The sequence below is a fragment of the Variovorax sp. 05L425 genome, assembly GCF_056397705.1.
Genome location: NZ_JBFTNY010000034.1, coordinates 1 through 18,144 on the forward strand (window position 1 = coordinate 1; position 18,144 = coordinate 18,144).

At 63.1% G+C, this 18,144-nt stretch carries 19 protein-coding genes and 1 tRNA gene; 5 read left to right on the forward strand and 15 right to left on the reverse strand.

Annotated elements, in window-relative coordinates:
• Positions 1 to 319: 319 nt before the first annotated feature.
• The 4 genes from queF to yaaA are packed head-to-tail and all read right to left on the reverse strand — an operon-like array spanning position 320 to position 3,759.
• Positions 320 to 1,177 carry an NADPH-dependent 7-cyano-7-deazaguanine reductase QueF gene (gene queF, locus AC1DN9_RS27055; protein ID WP_478105091.1) on the reverse strand — a complete coding sequence of 286 codons (858 nt, stop codon included), beginning with the start codon at positions 1,175 to 1,177 and terminating at the stop codon, positions 320 to 322.
• On the reverse strand, positions 1,174 to 2,067 hold the full coding sequence (locus tag AC1DN9_RS27060) for an alpha/beta fold hydrolase (protein WP_478105093.1): 894 nt from the start codon (positions 2,065 to 2,067) through the stop codon (positions 1,174 to 1,176). Before AC1DN9_RS27060 ends, queF begins: the two co-directional genes overlap by 4 nt.
• 40 nt (positions 2,068 to 2,107) lie before the next feature.
• On the reverse strand, positions 2,108 to 2,953 hold the full coding sequence (locus AC1DN9_RS27065) for a 2OG-Fe(II) oxygenase (protein WP_478105094.1): 846 nt from the start codon (positions 2,951 to 2,953) through the stop codon (positions 2,108 to 2,110).
• On the reverse strand, positions 2,950 to 3,759 hold the full coding sequence (gene yaaA / locus AC1DN9_RS27070) for a peroxide stress protein YaaA (protein WP_478105095.1): 810 nt from the start codon (positions 3,757 to 3,759) through the stop codon (positions 2,950 to 2,952). The genes AC1DN9_RS27065 and yaaA overlap by 4 nt, the downstream gene beginning before the upstream one ends.
• A 169-nt stretch (positions 3,760 to 3,928) precedes the next feature.
• On the opposite strand from yaaA, the gene AC1DN9_RS27075 reads away from it, so the two are divergent.
• Positions 3,929 to 6,799, forward strand: a complete 2,871-nt coding sequence (locus AC1DN9_RS27075; protein WP_478105097.1) for a valine--tRNA ligase — start codon at positions 3,929 to 3,931, stop codon at positions 6,797 to 6,799.
• An 89-nt stretch (positions 6,800 to 6,888) separates the two neighbouring features.
• Positions 6,889 to 7,779, forward strand: coding sequence for a UTP--glucose-1-phosphate uridylyltransferase GalU (gene galU / locus AC1DN9_RS27080; protein ID WP_478105098.1), 891 nt, complete (start codon positions 6,889 to 6,891; stop codon positions 7,777 to 7,779).
• Positions 7,780 to 7,790: 11 nt separating this feature from the next.
• On the opposite strand, the gene AC1DN9_RS27085 is transcribed toward galU, so the two are convergent.
• The 5 genes from AC1DN9_RS27085 to cysM are packed head-to-tail and all read right to left on the reverse strand — an operon-like array spanning position 7,791 to position 11,809.
• Positions 7,791 to 8,888: an SGNH/GDSL hydrolase family protein gene (locus AC1DN9_RS27085; RefSeq protein ID WP_478105100.1), complete on the reverse strand. Its 1,098-nt coding sequence runs from the start codon at positions 8,886 to 8,888 to the stop codon at positions 7,791 to 7,793.
• Between the two features lie 2 nt (positions 8,889 to 8,890).
• The gene (locus AC1DN9_RS27090; protein WP_478105101.1) at positions 8,891 to 10,114 is read right to left on the reverse strand and encodes a glycosyltransferase family 61 protein; all 1,224 of its coding nucleotides are present in this window, start codon (positions 10,112 to 10,114) and stop codon (positions 8,891 to 8,893) included.
• Position 10,115: 1 nt separating this feature from the next.
• Positions 10,116 to 10,343: a sulfurtransferase TusA family protein gene (locus tag AC1DN9_RS27095; protein ID WP_478105102.1), complete on the reverse strand. Its 228-nt coding sequence runs from the start codon at positions 10,341 to 10,343 to the stop codon at positions 10,116 to 10,118.
• A gap of 26 nt (positions 10,344 to 10,369) precedes the next feature.
• On the reverse strand, positions 10,370 to 10,900 hold the full coding sequence (locus AC1DN9_RS27100) for an NUDIX domain-containing protein (RefSeq protein WP_478105104.1): 531 nt from the start codon (positions 10,898 to 10,900) through the stop codon (positions 10,370 to 10,372).
• A gap of 6 nt (positions 10,901 to 10,906) precedes the next feature.
• Entirely contained in the window at positions 10,907 to 11,809 is a 903-nt protein-coding gene (gene cysM / locus AC1DN9_RS27105; RefSeq protein WP_478105106.1) for a cysteine synthase CysM, read from the reverse strand.
• 40 nt (positions 11,810 to 11,849) lie between these two features.
• Between cysM and AC1DN9_RS27110 the strand changes: the two genes are divergently transcribed.
• A tRNA-Leu gene (locus tag AC1DN9_RS27110) sits at positions 11,850 to 11,934 on the forward strand.
• Positions 11,935 to 11,977: 43 nt separating this feature from the next.
• Here AC1DN9_RS27110 and AC1DN9_RS27115 read toward each other — a convergent pair.
• From AC1DN9_RS27115 to AC1DN9_RS27130, 4 genes are all read right to left on the reverse strand, one after another.
• On the reverse strand, positions 11,978 to 12,763 hold the full coding sequence (locus AC1DN9_RS27115; RefSeq protein ID WP_478105108.1) for a methyltransferase, TIGR04325 family: 786 nt from the start codon (positions 12,761 to 12,763) through the stop codon (positions 11,978 to 11,980).
• Positions 12,764 to 12,933: 170 nt separating this feature from the next.
• Positions 12,934 to 13,230, reverse strand: coding sequence for a hypothetical protein (locus AC1DN9_RS27120; RefSeq protein WP_478105109.1), 297 nt, complete (start codon positions 13,228 to 13,230; stop codon positions 12,934 to 12,936).
• A gap of 7 nt (positions 13,231 to 13,237) precedes the next feature.
• Positions 13,238 to 13,492, reverse strand: coding sequence for a hypothetical protein (locus tag AC1DN9_RS27125; RefSeq protein WP_478105111.1), 255 nt, complete (start codon positions 13,490 to 13,492; stop codon positions 13,238 to 13,240).
• Between the two features lie 85 nt (positions 13,493 to 13,577).
• Positions 13,578 to 14,507, reverse strand: coding sequence for an SDR family oxidoreductase (locus tag AC1DN9_RS27130; RefSeq protein WP_478105113.1), 930 nt, complete (start codon positions 14,505 to 14,507; stop codon positions 13,578 to 13,580).
• Between the two features lie 38 nt (positions 14,508 to 14,545).
• Here AC1DN9_RS27130 and AC1DN9_RS27135 point away from each other — a divergent pair, with 38 nt between their 5' ends.
• Positions 14,546 to 15,610 carry a CDP-6-deoxy-delta-3,4-glucoseen reductase gene (locus tag AC1DN9_RS27135; protein WP_478105114.1) on the forward strand — a complete coding sequence of 355 codons (1,065 nt, stop codon included), beginning with the start codon at positions 14,546 to 14,548 and terminating at the stop codon, positions 15,608 to 15,610.
• A gap of 41 nt (positions 15,611 to 15,651) precedes the next feature.
• Positions 15,652 to 16,623, forward strand: coding sequence for a Bug family tripartite tricarboxylate transporter substrate binding protein (locus tag AC1DN9_RS27140; RefSeq protein ID WP_478105116.1), 972 nt, complete (start codon positions 15,652 to 15,654; stop codon positions 16,621 to 16,623).
• A gap of 29 nt (positions 16,624 to 16,652) precedes the next feature.
• Here AC1DN9_RS27140 and AC1DN9_RS27145 read toward each other — a convergent pair whose 3' ends face one another.
• Positions 16,653 to 17,369, reverse strand: a complete 717-nt coding sequence (locus AC1DN9_RS27145) for an ABC transporter ATP-binding protein (RefSeq protein WP_478105118.1) — start codon at positions 17,367 to 17,369, stop codon at positions 16,653 to 16,655.
• A 1-nt stretch (position 17,370) separates the two neighbouring features.
• Positions 17,371 to 18,141: an ABC transporter ATP-binding protein gene (locus tag AC1DN9_RS27150; protein ID WP_478105120.1), complete on the reverse strand. Its 771-nt coding sequence runs from the start codon at positions 18,139 to 18,141 to the stop codon at positions 17,371 to 17,373.
• Between the last annotated feature and the right edge of the window lie 3 nt (positions 18,142 to 18,144).

The following is an 18,144-nucleotide window of genomic DNA, read 5'->3' on the forward strand; positions in this document are numbered from 1 at the left end:
CAGCGAAGCCCTCTATTATTACACGCTTTTCAGAAGATCTGAAAAACTTTTTAAGCTTTTCTTTTCCCCCCTCCGCTCACCTCAACCTCGCTCCGAAGAACTCCTTCGAGATCCGTGTTTAGCGGAGCCTGCGATTATGACACGGTTTTCAGAAGAATCGAAAAACTTTTTAAGTTTCCTTTTTCTCCCTCTCCGCCTGACCCAACGACTTTACCCCGAAGAGCCCGTCAAGATCCGCATTCAGCGGAGCCTCAGATTATGGCACTACTTTTCCCCTCACGGCAATATGCCCCGAAACTTCTTTCCCTGGAACCAGTATCTACTGGCGTGCGGTGCGCACGTTCTCAGGCAGCGCCTGAGGCCAGCTTGTGCGGAACGGATTGATGTCCAAGCCACCGCGGCGGGTGTAGCGCGCATAGACAGCGAGTTTCGTCGGACGACAGTGGCGCCAGACATCCATGAAGATGCGCTCAGCACAAGGCTCGTGGAATTCATTGTGGTCGCGAAAGCTCACGATATACCCCAGTAGACCAGCCTGGTCTATCGGCGGGCCACTGTAGCGGATCTGTACGCTGCCCCAGTCCGGCTGTCCCGTCACGAGGCAATTACTCTTGAGGAGCCGGCTGGTGAGCATCTCCGTCACTGGCGCCTGCGTGAGGTCGCTAGAGAGTAGCTCGGGCGCCGGCTGGTACTGCGTGCACTCGATATCGAGCCGGTCAAGGTCGAGGCCATTCAGCTCGTGCACCGGGAGCTGATCGAACACGGCGGGCGCCAGCAGCTTCACGCCAATGCTCGCGGTGCGATCGCTGCCACGCCAGACTGCTTCGCTCAGGTCCGCGCGCAGACGCTCCCGAACGCCCTCCAGGTCGGCAAACACCGTGCTGTTGAAGCTGTTCAGATACAGCTTGAACGACTTGCTTTCGATGATGTTGGGCGTTTCGCAGGGCACCGTGAAGTGAGCAATGGCCAGCTGCGGCTTGCCACGCGTATTGAGCCAGCTTAGCTCGAACGCCGTCCAGAGATCGGCACCAAAGAACGGCAGCACATTGCCACCAATGCCCATGGATTCACGTTGCGCCGCGCGCGGAATGGGAAACAGCAGGCTCGCGTCATAGCGATCGACGTAGGCCGAAGCGTGGCCCAACTGCGACTGTTCCGGAGTGTTGTCGAGGCTCATGGGCGTGTCTCGGCTGTCTGTAGAAAGGGAACCATGTGGCCCAGAAGTATCCGGACCACTTGAGGTGGCAAATCGTGCGCCATGCCGGGTACGGCGACGAAGCGGGCGCCAGGTATGCGCCGCGCGGTGTCCTCGCCGCAAGCCATGGGAACCAGCGGATCGGCGTCGCCGTGCAGCACCAATGACGGGCTGGAGATGCGCGGCAGCACCGCAACGCGATCGCCGTCCGCACCGATCGCCAGCATCTGCCGCACGACGCCTGTCGGGCGGTACGCGCGACGCAATGCGCGAGTGATGCGATCCGTCACCGCGCGGTCGTCCTGCGGGTACGCCGGGCTCGAAATCAGCCGCACCAGCCCCAAGCTGTGCGCGACTAGAGCGGCCTCCGTCCTGCTGGCCGGCCGTCGCATCAGCGCAGCTGCCACGTCAGGGCGCGGCCCGGGGAGATGACGTCCCCCACTCGAACTCATGATGCTCACGAGACTCGCCATGCGCCTTGGCGCACTGGCCGCCAGGCGCTGGGCGATCATCCCGCCCATCGAGGCCCCGACGACGTGGGCGCGCTCGACCCCGAGTGCATCGAGCACCCCGAGCGCGTCGTCGGCCATGTCCTGAAGAGAATAGATCGAACGCACCGGCAACCCGATGCGTTGCCGGATACCCTGCCAGATCAGGTTCCCGGTTCCTGCTTCGTCGAAGCCCTGACTGAGTCCGATGTCGCGGTTATCGTGACGCACGACCCGGAATCCGGCATCGACCAGCGACTGCACGAACTCCTCCGGCCAAGCGAACAGCTGCATGCCGAGACCCATGATGAGCAGGACGACCGGACGACCTTCGCCGCCTGTATCTTCCACCTCGATCTGAATGCCGTTCGCTGTGATTTTCATGGCGCTGTCGGCGAGCCCTGCGGACGCCGTAAGTAAAGGGTCAGATGAATTCGCGTTCGCGCAGCCACTTGGTTGCGACCCACTTTTCGCCCGAGAGCACCGGCGCACCGCCATGCAAGGTCCGCGTGGCAGGATCAGGCCGCTCGTAGCTGAAGAACACCCCGGTTCCCCGCTTGGGCGCGACTTCGAGTCCGACGTCGGGGAAAGTTGTCGCCCCGCCCTGTTCGGGCTCCTGCAAGTACATGACGAGGGTGGCCACGCGCTGCCCGCCTCGTCGAAGAATGACCGGCGTACCGGGCTCGCCCGGGTCGAAATAGTCGTAGTGCGGACGGTACTGAGCACCCGGCGCGTAACGAAGGATCTGCAGGCCTTCGCCGAATTCGAGCGGCCATTGCAACAGCTTGGCGATGCGCTGCTCCAAGCGGGCCACCACAGGGTTCTCGCCGCGCTCGAAGAACATGCCGTCACTGGTTCGGTCGACATTGAGCGCTTCCCCACCGGTCTGGGTCTCGACCGTGAGCGAGCGCGCCAGACGCTGGCGTGCGGCGGCGATCAACGCCTCGCACTCTTCGTCGGACACCAAGTCGCCGAACACAATCACGCGTGGATTGCGCATGGTCTGAAGCACCTGGACACGACGATCGCCAGCGTCGACGTAAAGCGGCGCAGCCGACAGGTCAGGGCCGGGCATGGCCTTGCCTGGCTCGGGAACCGCCGCAATGCCGGCCACTTTCATCTCGACCTCTGACAGCGCGGCGTCTGCCGCGTCGTCGTGCCAACCAGCCGCCCGCATGGAGGCACGCAAGCTCGGTACCGAATGGCCGACCGCCAGCTGCGTGGCGATCCATTCGCGCAATTCCGGGCTGATCGCCTGTCCGTGACTCATGATGATCTCCGTCGAAAAACGAGCCGGTCGGGTTTCGACGCGGCGACGTCGAAACCATAGCCTTCGAGGTCGAACTTCTCCAGCGCCTTGGGCGTGGCCGCCTTGTGAAGGATGGCCCAGCGCGCCATGAGACCGCGCGCCCGTTTGGCGAAGAAGCTCACGATCTTGTAGCGCCCCGGATCGCCCTTGGCGCCGGTGCCGCCTTTCCACTCTTCAAAGACGCACTCGACCACGCGTGCCTTGAGCACGCTCTGATCGACCGACTTGAAATATTCCTGCGAAGCCAGGTTGATGACAACCGGTGTGCGATCAGCGGCAAGCCGCTCATTCAGATGGTCGGAGATACGCGTTCCCCAGAAGGCGTACAGGTCTTTGCCATGACGATTGGCAAGCTGCGTTCCCATTTCGAGCCGGTACGGCTGCAGCAGATCCAGTGGGCGCAGCACACCGTAGAGCCCACTCAGGATGCAGATATGGTCCTGCGCCCAGGCAAGGTGGGTCGGGCTCAGAGTCTTCGCGTCGAGCCCGCCGTAGACGTCGCCGTCAAATGCCAACGCGGCCTGTTTCGCGTTTTTGGCTGTCCCCCTGGACGCCCAGGCCCCGTAGCGCGCCACGTTGAGCGCGGACAGCTTGTCGGACAAATGCATGAGGCCCGCAATGTCCTGAGGGGACTTCTCGCGCAGGATCCTGATGAGTTCCGCCGCCGGGCTTCTCGGTCCTTCAAAGCGCGGCTGCGTGTTGGGTAGGGTTTCGGGCACCGGGGTTTCGTAATCGAGAGACTTGGCAGGGGAGAGCAAAAACAGCATCGTTGAATTATCTGCGGCGCGACGGAAGGCCGCGAAGGGCATCGAGTGCGCCCTGCCCGCCAACGACGAGGCGCCCCATCGAGCACGCCACTCTCTGCTGTCGAATAAAATCCCATCACTTCCACCCACAAGCGGCATCCTGCGGGATGCCGTTCGTCTTTGTACCGCCATGAGCGAAACCTTGCCCCAACCCGGCCTCGAGAGCCTTTCCAAATCCTTCGAACCAGCCGCCATCGAGGCGCAATGGGGCCCCGAATGGGAGCGGCGCGGCTATTCGGCCGCCGGCTTCCGGGGCACGCAGAAACCCAAGGAAGGCGCGCCCTCCTTCGCAATCCAGCTTCCGCCGCCGAACGTCACGGGCACGCTGCACATGGGTCATGCGTTCAACCAGACCATCATGGACAGCCTCGCACGGTATCACCGGATGGCCGGCGACAACACGCTGTGGGTGCCCGGCACCGACCACGCGGGCATCGCGACGCAGATCGTCGTGGAACGCCAGCTCCAGGAACAGAAGATCAGCCGCCACGATCTGGGCCGCAAGAACTTCGTTGCCCGCGTCTGGGAATGGAAGGAAAAGTCGGGCAACACCATCACGAACCAGATGCGCCGCATGGGCGACACGGTCGATTGGAGCCGCGAATACTTCACCATGGACGACAAGCTCTCGAAGGTCGTCACGCAGACCTTCGTGCAGCTCTACAACGAAGGCCTGATCTACCGCGGCAAGCGCCTGGTGAACTGGGACCCGGTGATCAAGACGGCGGTGAGCGACCTCGAAGTCGAGAGCGAGGAAGAAGACGGCTCTCTCTGGCACATCGCCTATCCGCTGGAGGACGGTTCCGGCTCCCTTACGGTAGCGACCACCCGCCCGGAAACCATGCTGGGCGACGTCGCGGTGATGGTGCATCCCGAGGATGAGCGCTACAAGCACCTGATCGGTCACCGTGTCAGGCTGCCCCTGGTCGACCGGCTGATTCCCGTGATCGCCGATGACTACGTGGACAAGGAATTCGGCACCGGCGTGGTCAAGGTCACGCCCGCGCACGACCACAACGACTATGCCGTGGGCTTGCGCCACGGCCTTCAGATCATCGGTGTGTTGACCCTTGACGCCACCATCAACGACAACGCGCCCGCGAAGTACCGCGGCCTCGATCGGTTCGTGGCACGCAAGGCCGTCGTGGCCGATCTCGACGCGCTGGGGCTGCTGGTCGAAACCAAGAAGCACAAGCTCATGGTGCCGCGCTGCGCGCGCACCGGCGCGGTCGTCGAGCCGATGCTGACCGACCAGTGGTTCGTCGCCATGACCAAGCCCGACGGCAACGGCCAGTCCATTGCACAAAAGGCCATCGACGCAGTCCGCTCGGGCGAGGTGACATTCGTCCCGGAAAACTGGGTCAACACCTACAACCACTGGATGGAGAACATCCAGGACTGGACCATCTCTCGCCAACTGTGGTGGGGCCATCAGATCCCCGCGTGGTACGACGAAGACGGCAAGGTCTATGTAGCGAACAACGAAGCGGAAGCGCAAGCGCAGGCACCGGGCAAGACCCTCACACGCGACGAGGACGTGCTCGACACCTGGTACTCGTCCGCTCTTGTGCCCTTCTCCTCGCTCGGCTGGCCCGAGAAGACGCAGGATCTCGATCTGTACCTGCCTTCGACCGTGCTTGTCACTGGTTACGACATCATCTTCTTCTGGGTCGCCCGGATGATCATGATGACCAAGCACTTCACTGGCAAAGTGCCGTTCAAGCACGTCTACATCCACGGCCTGGTCCGCGACTCGCACGGCAAGAAGATGAGCAAGTCAGAGGGGAACGTGCTCGACCCGGTCGACCTGATCGACGGCATCGTGTTGCCCGAACTGCTCGAGAAGCGCACGCAAGGGCTGCGCCGCCCGGAGACCGCGCCGACCGTCCGCAAGAACACGCAGAAGGAATTCCCGGACGGCATTCCGGCCTTTGGCGCCGACGCGCTGCGTTTCACCTTCGCTTCACTTGCTTCGCTGGGCCGCAGCATCAACTTCGACGCCAAACGCTGCGAGGGCTACCGCAACTTCTGCAACAAGCTCTGGAACGCGACCCGCTTCGTGCTGATGAACTGCGAAGGCCATGACTGCGGCCTGAGGGAACACACGAAGGAAGAATGCGCCGTCGGCGGTCCCGCGCACGGCTACCTCAAGTTCAGCCAGGCCGATCGCTGGATCGCGTCCCAGTTGCAACGCGTCGAAGCGGATGTCGCCAAGGGATTCGAGGAGTACCGCCTCGACAACGTTGCCAATGCGATCTACCAGTTCGCATGGGACGAGTTCTGCGACTGGTACCTGGAGATCGCCAAGGTGCAGATCCAACAAGGCGAGGACGCGCAGAAACGCGCGACGCGCCGCACGTTGATCCGAACACTCGAAACGCTGCTGCGTCTCGCACACCCGGTCATTCCGTTCATCACCGAAGAACTCTGGCAAAAGGTGGCACCGGTCGCCGGCCGCGCAGGCGAATCGGTGATGACGGCTGCCTATCCGAAGAGCCAGCCGGAAAAGATCGACGAGGCGGCCGAAGCGCACGTCGCGCGCCTCAAATCGGTGGTGGACGCCTGCCGGACGCTGCGCGGCGAGATGAACGTGTCACCAGCGACGCGGCTTCCGCTTTACGCAGTCGCCGACGACGACGCCGGGAGCGCGTTCCTGCGCGAAGCGGCCCCTGTGCTCCAGGCGCTGGCGAAGCTCAAGGAAGTGAAGGTTTTCGACGACGAGACCGCTTGGGCCGCCGCTGCGGAAGCCGCGCCGGTGGCTGTGGTCGGCGGGGCCCGTCTCTGCCTCCACATGGAAATCGACAAGGCGGCGGAAAAAGCCCGCATCGGCAAGGAGCTTGCTCGCGTCGAGGGCGAAATCGCCAAGGTCAACGGCAAGCTGGGCAATGAAGCCTTCGTTGCCAAGGCACCTCCTGCGGTGATCGAGCAGGAGCGCAAGCGGCTGGCAGACTTCAGCGCCACGGTCGAGCGGCTGCGCGATCAGCTTGTCCGCCTCGGCTGACAGACGAAAGGTATCGAGGGATTTAGTATCAAGGCCTAGCGTCTCGTACGCCGCCCTTTTCCGATTTACTTCGAATTCATCCAAAGCACATGTCCAACTCCCCGACGCGCATTCGCAAGGCCGTGTTTCCTGTCGCAGGCTTCGGCACCCGCTTTCTGCCGGCAACCAAGGCCCAACCCAAGGAAATGCTCCCGGTGGTGGACAAGCCCTTGATCCAATACGCGGTCGAGGAAGCGTATGCCGCGGGCATTCGCGACATGATCTTCGTGACCGGACGCAACAAACGCGCGATCGAGGACCACTACGATGCCGCCTACGAACTCGAATCCCAGCTAGAAGCCAGCGGAAAGAAGGAACTGCTCGCGATCGCGCGGTCGGTCATGCCCGACGACATGACCTGTTCCTACGTGCGCCAGCCGCGCATGCTGGGACTCGGACACGCCGTGCTCTGCGCGGAGCATCTGGTCGGCAACGAACCCTTTGCGGTGCTGTTGGCCGATGACCTGATGGTCGGCCCTGAAGGCGGCGAACCCGTGCTGGCACAGATGACAAGCGCTTTCGCCAAATTGGGAGGATCGTTGCTGGCCGTGCAGGAAGTGCCGTTGGAGCACGTCAGGCGCTACGGCATCGTGGCCGGCGATGCGGTCGAAGACGGCCTGATCAAGGTCAACCGGATGATCGAAAAGCCGAAGCCCGAGGACGCGCCTTCGCGCCTCGGCGTCGCGGGCCGCTACATCCTTACGCCCGGTGTGTTTGCCGAGATCCGCAACCAACCCAAGGGCGCGGGCGGCGAAATCCAACTCACCGATGGCATCGCCGCGCTGATGGCGAAGGAATCGGTCTATGCCTATTCCTACCAGGGCACGCGCTACGACTGCGGCAGCAAGGAAGGCTTTCTGCAGGCATCGGTCGAGTTGGCATTGGCGCACCCCGAAGTCGGGGCGTCATTCCGCGAGTACCTGAAGACCCTGGAGCTCTGAGCGGCGCTGCGCTACTGGGCGGGTACCGCGAGACGCAGCACGAAGGCTGCGACCTCGTCATCGCTGATCGGCGTCAATGGCAATTTGAAGTCCTGGCGCAGTTGCTCGACGAACGACTGCGCCCAGAGCGCGTTCCACGCGAGCCCACCATGAGTATCCTGCACCAGCGCGTTGTGCGGATCATCCCCGAACGTATTGGTGACCGCCAGCGTTTTGCCGATCACGATGGTGTTGTGATAAGGCTTCTTGGGCGAACTGTGCGCAAACCAACGCTTCTCGGCCCAGGCTGCGTCGTCGAAGAAGCTCATGTTCGGAAAGGCCTCGACCACCTTGCGCAGCTGGTTGTTGAACAGGGCATTGGCCGCCTTGAGATTGGCGATCTCCTCGTCCGATTGCCAGCGATCGGTGACGGAGGGATCATCGGAATCGTTGGCGAGCCCCACCACCATGATGCGCGTGGACGGATGGGATGCGCGAATCCGCGCCACTGACTCGCGAATCTGGGTGGCGCAGAAGTCCGCCACGCTGCGCACTTCCGGAGCGTCCGGATGCTGTGCCTGTAGATCGAGCAAAACGTCCCAATCGTTGACACCGATGCGGATCACCACGATGCCGTTTTTCCAGAGCTCCGGGTCGCGGTCCATCATGCTGATCAAACGGGGCACCTGGTGAAATCGCTGCCGCATGCCGACGCCGAGCAAGTTAGTGCAACTGGCGCCGGAATTCGCGAAGTTGTAGAGATAGTCCTGCTTTCTCGGGGCCCGGCCGCCGCTCATTCCGACCAGTTCGCGAGCCCAGGCCACGTCAGGCGGGAATCCCCAATCGACCCAAGGCCCGAGATCAAGCTCCCTGCCGCGCAGCCGCGCGATGATCTCGGTCCATTGGAAGGTGTTCGACCGGAACGCCCCGCCGCGATCCGCAGACCCTGGCGGAAAGGAGATCTGGTCCTGATAGGAGTGACTACCGGAATCACCGACCACCGCCAAGGGGATCGCGCCAGGGCTGGATGGCCGCGCATCACGGCCGGCATCTCCCTGTGGCCACCATGCGAGAGTCAGTAGGCCAGCCGTAGCGAGGACGAAAGCGCCGCCGACGAGCAGCAGCTTCACGCTCATGCAATTGCCCTCGTCCTGACGAGCCCAAGCTCGGTCTCTAGCAAGCGCTGCACGGCCGGGAGGTCAGCTTCCAGCCAGTCGTCCTCGTGGGCTTCGTTGCTGCAGAGGAAATGGTGGCGTTGACCGAGCCCGCAGGCCAGCGAATGAAAGTAGTTGCCCGGGTTGTTGGTTGAGTAGAGGGCGACGAGATCGATGTCGCCTGAGAAAAAGATGGTGCCGAGCCCGGCGCCGTGCGGTCCAACGACGATCTCCGCCCGGTGAAACAGCGCGACCTGCTCCTCGAACGGGAGCTTTTCCAGCTGAACGCTGCGAAAGCCGTAGTCGGCGAGCAGCTCGACCAGCGCATCCTCGTTGCGGACGCGGCGATGGCCCGCGTTGCGCCGGCTGATGTAGAGGCGCTCTGTCTTCATATGCGTCGCCGGCAGACCCAGGCGCTTGAAGATCGGACCGCGGATTGCGTCGTAGTAGTCCTGCGGCAATACACCCATGCACAGGCCCGAAATCATGGAAGCCCAGACAAAGCGTTCCGGCTGTATCCAGGGATCGGTCTCGGGATCAAGGTATACGAGGTGGAAGTTCGGCGGCAGGCTGGACTCCAGCGCAAAGCGCTGAAAGCCGAGCACCGTCGACGGCATGCAAACAGTGAGCGGCTGGCCCGCCATCGCCTGCTCGAGGGTCCGGAGCTTGGGCAGGCAGTCGATCATCCAATGCCAGAAGTTCTCGGAATTGCAATAGGCGAGTGTGGTCCAGGCGCCCTCGACCCGCCGCACCGACCTGGGGCGGCGCTTGCGGAAGGCGGGATAGAGGAAGCGCCGGTGCTCCATGCCCTTGTCCGCGATCAACTTGAAATCGTTGGTGCACACCATGCCGCTGCGCACGAATACGTTGGCGTCGGGTATCTCGCAGACAAAGACATCGGGCCGATCGAACCAGCCGTCGTTGTAGTACTGGGCCACTCGTGCGAACGGATCCTTGTCGCCGGTGCCGATCTGGACCCGAGCCGCGGGCAGCATCACGCGCACGTCGCGGACACCGCCTCCCTTGGCAGCCTCTTCGTCCGCAAGCACGTAGCGGCCGATGAACTTCCTGGGAAAGATGGCGACCACGACGTCGATCGCGACGTTGCGGAGGAAATTGACGACTACGTAGGCGCGCGGAAAGTCCTTGTGAAGCCGGTCCCGGACCGCAACTTCGAATCGACGAATGACCGTCGCGGCCATGTCACCGACGCCGCAACACGTGGATGAATTCGTCTCCGACAGTCTGCTGTTCGATCAGGTCATTGCCTGTCTGGCGCGCAAAGGCCTGAAAGTCGCGCACCGAACCGGGGTCGGTGGCCACGACCCTCAACAGTTCGCCGCTCACCATTTCGTTGAGCGACTTCTTGGCCTTGAGGATGGGCAAAGGGCAATTGAGCCCACGGGCGTCGAGCTCTTTGTGGATCTGCATGGCCATTCCTTGAAAGTCCAACGATTTTAGGAGGCCGGTCTCGGCCATTCCATGAACTGGGGCTCATGCCCTCGCGTGCGCAGCCAGTCGGCCAAGGCGTATCCCGTGCCGGCCGGCCAGCAGCGCAGCGCGGGAAGGTCGTACAGGCGATAGTCCACCAGCTCGGGCGACAGCATCACCTCGCCATCCGCCATCGCATGGTAGGCAATGATGACCTGGTTCATGCGCTGGAAGTCGTAGACGCCGACGAGATTTAGCTCGCTTGCGTCGAGGTTGGTTTCTTCCTTGATCTCGCGCGCGATGCCTTCCTGCGGCGTTTCGCCGGCTTCCATGAAGCCCGTGATCAGCGCATACATCTTGTGAGGCCAGGCCGCGTTGCGCGCAAGGAGCACCTGGCCGCGGTATTCGATGATCGCGGCCAGCACGGGGGTCGGATTGTTCCAGTGCGTCCAATCGCAGGCGGGGCAACGCAGGCGCGACTTCGGGCCGCCATCCTCTCGGGCTTCGATCCAGGTCAGGGGCGTCGCGCAAGAGGGGCAAAAGCGGGGCTCGTTCATCGCGGTTCAGGCCGGAAAGACGCCGGTCGACAGATAGCGGTCGCCACGATCGCACACCACGAAAACGATGGTTGCGTTCTCGACCGTCTTCGCGATCTCGAGCGCGGCCCAGAGCGCGCCCGCTGCCGAGATGCCACCGAAGATGCCCTCTTCCCGTGCGAGCCTGCGGCACATCTCTTCGGCGTTGTCCTGGCTCACGTTGACCACCTGGTCGACGCGGCTCGGGTCGTAGATCTTGGGCAGATATTCCTGCGGCCACTTGCGGATGCCGGGAATGCGTGAGCCCTCTTCGGGCTGCGCGCCGACGATTTGCACCGAAGGATTCTTCTCCTTGAGAAACCGGGACACGCCGGTGATGGTGCCCGTGGTGCCCATCGCGCTCACGAAGTGCGTGATACGCCCGCCTGTATCGGCCCATATTTCGGGCCCCGTCGTCTCGTAGTGGATGCGGGGGTTGTCAGGATTCGCGAACTGGTCGAGCACCCGGCCCTTGCCTTGTTGCACCATCTGCTCGGCCAGGTCGCGCGCGTATTCCATGCCGCCGCTCTTCGGTGTCAGGACCAACTCGGCGCCGAAGGCCTTCATGGTCTGCGCGCGTTCGACCGACAGGTCCTCCGGCATGATCAGCACCATGCGGTAGCCCCTGATGGCCGCCGCCATCGCGAGCGCGATGCCGGTGTTGCCGGAAGTGGCCTCGATCAGGGTGTCGCCGGGCTTGATCTCCCCGCGCTCCTCGGCGCGCTTGATCATTGACAGTGCCGGCCGGTCCTTGACCGACCCGGCGGGGTTGTTGCCTTCGAGCTTGCCAAGGATCACGTTGCCGCGCTTCACGTTCGCGTTCGCGTCAATGCGTTGCAGCGCAACCAATGGCGTTCGACCAATCGCGTCTTCAATCGTCGGATATTGCATGGAAGGCACTGTGCCATAATTTCGGGCTTCCCTCCTCCCTGCCCGGGTGGTGAAATTGGTAGACGCAGGGGACTCAAAATCCCCCGCCGCAAGGCGTGCCGGTTCGATTCCGGCCCCGGGCACCACGGCGCTACGCCCTGGTTCGGACACATTCCCCACGTCAATGACTCAGGCCGCGTTCGTCTGCAAGTCGAAGCAGCAACCGGCGTAGTACGCCTGGTCGCCGCCCTCTACGAAGGGCACCTCGATCGACTTCCCCTCGTTGCGCCAGGCGTCGCGCCGCACGTAGCCCGATTGCACCAGGTCGGCGATCAACTCGTCGTACTTCTGGATCCGGTAAGGCGTGAATCCAAAACCGATGCTGTGGACCGTGAAGATCGTGCGATCGGGATGCACCGTCGTCGTATTGAGGATGATGCGCTTGGGCTTGACTGGCAAGGCAGCCAGGATCTCCGGCATGCGCTCGGGCAGGAACTGCAGGCAGCCCGCAATGAAAAGAATATCGAAGCCGCTGGCTTCCTTGTAGTCGGTGGTGAAGCTCAGTTCGTCACCAATGCCGCGTTCGGCGGCGATCTCGCGGCCGGCCTGGATCACGCCCTCCACATCGCAGGTCCTCCAGTGCATGCCGGGGGGGTAGTGCAGCATGCGCCGGAAGGCGTGGTACTTGATGGCCGCGTGACCGCCGAGGTCGAACACGGTACGCAACCCGTTCTCGAATGAACGGGTCAACCAGAACAAGGCCGGGTAGTCATAGAAGAAGACCTGCGGCGTGAAGAGACGCCTGGCTTCCGCGACATTGTCGAAACCGATCGGCTTTGACGTTGGCGCCGCCGCCAGCGCGGCGTCAAAACTTTCATACGACCCCATGAACAGGTGCTGGTCGACGTTGTCGACAAACTTGCGACGGTACGCTGATTCGCGCAGGCGGCGCAGCGGCGGGAGGTTGGCCAGCATCTTCGAACCTTTGGGTCCGCTTCCGGACCCTCAAATGAATGTGAGCATCAGAAATTTTTGTCAATTTCTGAAAGCATTCATCTTACAAAGAGCGTTTGTAGGTCGCAATCGAAATTCCCCATGGCAAGGGGCCTATGCAGCTTGGCAGATCCGTCCCGCCGAGGAGGCCTTCAAATCGGCGCTTCGGCAGCGCGCCCCACGCGGCGCTCGCGCTCCACCCAGTTGAAAAGCGGCGTGGCCATCAAGGTCGACAGGATCGCCATCAGAACCAGGATCGAAAACAGGCCGGGCAAGATGACGCCGGCCTGAAGCCCGATGTTGATGCGCAGCTTTTCGGTCAGCGCGCCGCGCGGCAGCACCGCACCCAGGAGAAAGCCGCCGAAGACGGCATGGATGCCGATCGCATCCATCGCGAAGGCGCTGAGGCTGAAAAGGGCGAGCACGAGCGCGAGAAGCGACGCGCTCAATGGCGCGTCAGGGCGCACCACCGCGAGAATGCACCACGCTGCCGCATCGTCGATTGCGCCGGCAGTCAGCGCGAGCCGACACCGAGGCGGCACTGCGAAAGCGGCTCTTGAAATGATCGGCGCGGAATTCGGTGCCGACGAGGAACATGTACATCCCCACGCCCAACTGCCCGCCCACATAGAGCATGCCCAGCGTCTCCTTGGGAAAGAGCGCGCGCTGCATCTCAGGAAAGAAAAGCCCGAAAAGCGATGGGCCGAGCAAGACCGCGCCTTTGGGTTGTGGATGTGCTTGCAGGAAGCCCGCGATTTTGCCTCTATCGCGGCGGCACGACTTCCCTGACGTAGGCTCAGGCGCCGGATTGAAGCCCTGACATCACCGTCGAATAGCGCAACCCGACGCGCAACTCTCGCTTGAGACGCGTGTTGTCGAGGCGCCGCGATTCACCCATGAAGCTCAGTAGCGACAGAGGAAGCTGCGCCCGTGCCTCTGCGCGGCCGATGCGCGGCGGGCGGGGAAGACCGTAGATGCCGGCCGCAAGGTCGACGTAGTCACCCATCTTGAGTTCGCTGTCATCGCTCGCATGAAACACGCGCTGAGGGCCGCCCCGCCACAACGCGGCAACGCAGGCGCGCGCCAGATCGTCGGCGTGAATGTGATTGGTGAACACGTCGTCTTCCGCGCGCAATACCGGTGTGCCTTTCAGGAGCCGCTCTCGCGGCGTACCGCCTTCGCGGTCGGGTGCATAGATGCCTGGGATGCGCAGGATGCGCGTCGACACGCCCGCCCGTCCGAGCCACCGCACAGTGCGTTCGGCATCGACGCGCCGGTGCGCGCGCGGCGTGTCGGGGCGCACCGCGCGCGTCTCGCTGATTCGCGCGCCGCCGCAATCGCCATAGACGCCGCTGGTCGAACCGTAGACGAAGGATGAAGGAAGCGAGCGCAGACGCAGCGCGTGCGCAAGCGCCAGCGTGCGAGGATCACGCCACCATTGCGCCCCCTCGGCGCGTGGCGGCGGGGCAAGGTGAAGTACGCGGGTCGCAAGGCCCGAGATGCGACGCAATGTGGCTGCAGCATCTAGATCCGCCACGAGCGGTGCAATGCCGTTCTGTCGCAGCAGGGGCACGCGCCCAGGCGAAGAAGTCAACGCGATCAGATTCACGCGCCCCCGGAGCAGGCGCGCAGCCCGAAGGCCGATGTCGCCGCAACCGACAACAAGCACGCGCTCCCGCCGGAAGCGCGAGGGCCTCGCGCCCAGGGGGCTGTTGATTGAGGGCAAAATCCATCTCCCTTTTGAAGTAGTAGCGAAGAATAACCATGACCAGCGCAGCGCCGAGCGAATCGGGCTTTCACATCACGGTAGAGCCCAGCGGACGCCATTTCGACGCTCATCCGGACGAAACCATTCTCGCGGCCGGCATCCGCCAGGGCATCGGACTGCCTTATGGGTGCAAGGATGGCGCATGCGGCTCGTGCAAATGCAAGAAGCTATCGGGCAAGGTCACGCTGGGGCTGCACCAAAGCAAGGCCCTTAGCGCCGAAGAAGAAATGGCAGGCTTCATTCTCACCTGCTGCGCACGCGCGGAAAGCGACGTGGTGCTCGAATCCCGCCAAGTGACGGAAGCAGGTGCCTTTCCGATCCGCAAGATGCCGGTGCGCGTCCTCGCGCTGACAAGGAGATCCCATGACGTCGTGTTGCTGCGCCTGCAGTTACCTGCCGGCGAGCCGCTGCAATTCCATGCGGGCCAGTACATCGAGTTCATCCTTCGCGACGGCACGCGCCGCAGCTATTCGATGGCCAATGCGCCGCATACGCTGCTGGAGCCGGGCACGGGTATCGAGTTGCACATCAGGCATCTCCCGGGCGGCAAGTTCACCGACCACGTGTTCGGCGCCATGAAAGAGAAGGAGATCCTTCGCGTCGAAGGCCCCTATGGCAGCTTCTTCCTCCGCGAGGAATCCGACAAGCCGCTGGTCTTTCTCGCTTCAGGGACCGGATTCGCGCCAATCAAGGCCGTGCTCGAACACATGAAGCTCAAGGGCATCGAGCGGCCGGTGACCCTGTATTGGGGCGGCCGCCGCCCCGAGGACCTCTACATGGACGACTGGATCCGTGCGCAGATCGCGGAGATGCCCCGTCTGCGCTATGTGCCGGTGATCTCGAACGCGGTGCCGGAGGACAACTGGCGAGGACGAACCGGGTTCGTCCACCGGGCAGTCATGGAAGACTTCAGCGACCTCTCGGGCCATCAAGTCTATGCGTGCGGCGCGCCCGTCGTCGTCGATTCCGCGAAGCACGACTACGTGGCCGAGCGCGGACTGCCCGAAGAGGAATTTTTCGCCGACGCCTTCACGACAGAGGCGGACAAGGCGGTGCCCTGACGCCCACCCGACCGAGAAACCAACCCAGCAAAAACGGATTCATGAACGCCAGACACTTCCTCCTCACGCTCGTCTCCACGGCAGCTATCCTCGTCACAGCACAAGCGACTGCCCAGCAGCGCCCGATCCGCCTTGTCGTCCCTTACGCAGCAGGCGGGCCGATCGACGTCACGGCGCGCATCCTGGCCGAGCGCGTGAAGGACTCGCTGGGCCCCGTCATCGTCGACAACAAGCCTGGTGCGGGCGGCAACATCGGCGCGGACATCGTGGCCAAGGCCCCGCCCGACGGCCTCACGATCGGCATCGCCGCGACGGCGACGAATGCGGTCAATCCCTGGCTGTACGCCAAGATGCCTTACAACGCCGCCACGGATTTCGCGCCCATCACCCAGATGGTCCGCGTGCCCAACGTGCTGGTGATGAATGCGCAGACCGCGCAACGCCTGAAGATCAACAACCTCGCCGACCTGATCGCCTATGCGAAGGCCAACCCTGCAAAGCTGAACTACGGCAGCGGCGGCAACGGGAGCGCCGGACACCTGGCCGGCGAGATGTTCAAGAAGGAAGCGGGCATCTTCGCGGTGCACATTCCTTACAACGGCGGCAATCCGGCGCAACTGGCATTGATCTCGGGGCAGGTCGATTTCAACTTCGACAACCTCGCGACTGCGGCGCCGAACATTCGCTCGGGAAAGCTCAAGGCCATCGCCGTGACGACCGCCGAGCGCAGCATTGCCTTGCCGGACGTGCCGACAGTCGCCTCGACGCTGAAGGGTTTCTCGGTGGACACCTGGTGGGGCCTGGTCGCTCCGGCCGGCACGCCGCCAGAAGTGGTGGCCAAACTCAATCACGCTTTCGTCGACGCGCTCCATGCGCCTGAGACCAAGAGCAAGTTCGGGTCTCTGCTGGCCGAACCTGTCGCAAGTACTCCCGAACAGTTCGGCGCCTTCATGAAGAGCGAACTCGCGAAGTACGAGAAGGTCGTCAAGTCCACCGGCGCACAGGTGGATTGAGCTGATCGCCCCTCCGGGGGCGATCAGCGTTATTCGCCGAGGTAGGCTGCGCGGACCTTGGGGTCGCTCAACATCACCTTGGCGTCGCCGCTCATGGTGATCAGGCCCGACTCCATCACGTAGCCGCGATCGGCCAGCTGCAATGCACGGCTGGCGTTCTGCTCGACCAGCAGCACAGTGACGCCCTGGTCGTAGACCTGCTTCACGACCTCGAAGATCTTGTCGACCATGATCGGCGACAGGCCCATCGATGGCTCGTCGAGCAGCAGCACCTTCGGCCGCGCCATGAGCGCGCGTCCCATCGCGAGCATCTGCTGTTCGCCGCCGGACATGGTCCCGGCGAGTTGCGTTGCCCGTTCCTTGAGACGCGGGAAAGTCGCAAAGACACGCTCGATGTCCTTCGCAATTTCCGCCTTGTCCTTGCGAATGTAGGCACCGATCTGCAGGTTCTCCGTGATCGACATGCGCGCGAACACGCCACGGCCTTCGGGCACCATCACGAGGCCCTCGCCGACCAGGTCCCACGCGCCGCGACCCTTGATGCTCTTGCCCAGGAACTCGATGTCACCGGCAAGAAACGGCAGCGTCCCGGTGATCGCCTTCATGGTGGTGGTCTTGCCGGCGCCGTTGGAGCCGATCAGCGAAACCAGTTCGCCCTCGCGCACCTCGAAATCCACGCCTTTCACGGCCTGGATGCCGCCGTACGCGACCTTCAAGCCGCTGATTTTCAAGAGGGTTTGCGCCATCTCAGTGTGCCCCCGTGCCGAGGTAAGCCTCGATCACTTTCTCGTTTTTCTGTACATCCGCGGGCGTTCCCTCGGCAATCTGTTTTCCGTAGTCGAGCACCGTAACGCGGTCGCACAGGCCCATCACCAGCTTCACATCGTGCTCGATCAGCAGGATGGTGCGATCGTCCTTGCGGATGCGATCGATCAGTTCGCGCAACTGCACCTTCTCGGTCGCGTTCATACCTGCGGCGGGCTCGTCGAGCGCGATCAGTTGCGGATCGGTGGCGAGTGCGCGCGCGATTTCCAGTCGGCGCTGATCGCCGTAACTCAAGGTTCGCGCCTTGTAGTCGGCAAACTTGCCGATGCCGACGTAATCAAGCAACTCATGCGCGCGCTTGGCGATCGCGGCCTCTTCGGCCTTGAAGCCGCCGGTGCGGAAGATCGCACCGAACAAACCCGAATGGGTACGGATGTGGCGACCCACCATCACGTTCTCGAGCGCGGTCATCTCCGCGAACAACCGGATATTCTGGAAGGTACGCGCAATGCCGGCCTTGGCAACCTCGTGCACAGCGGTCGGCTGATAGGGCTTGCCGGCCAGTTCGAACGTGCCGCTGTCGGGCGTGTAGAGACCGGTGATGACGTTGAAGAAAGTAGTCTTGCCCGCGCCGTTGGGGCCGATCAGTCCGTAGACTTGGCCGCGCTCGATTTTCATGCCCACATCGGACAGTGCCTGGAGGCCCCCGAATCGCTTCGAAATGCCTTGGACGTTGAGGACGGTGTCGCTCATGTT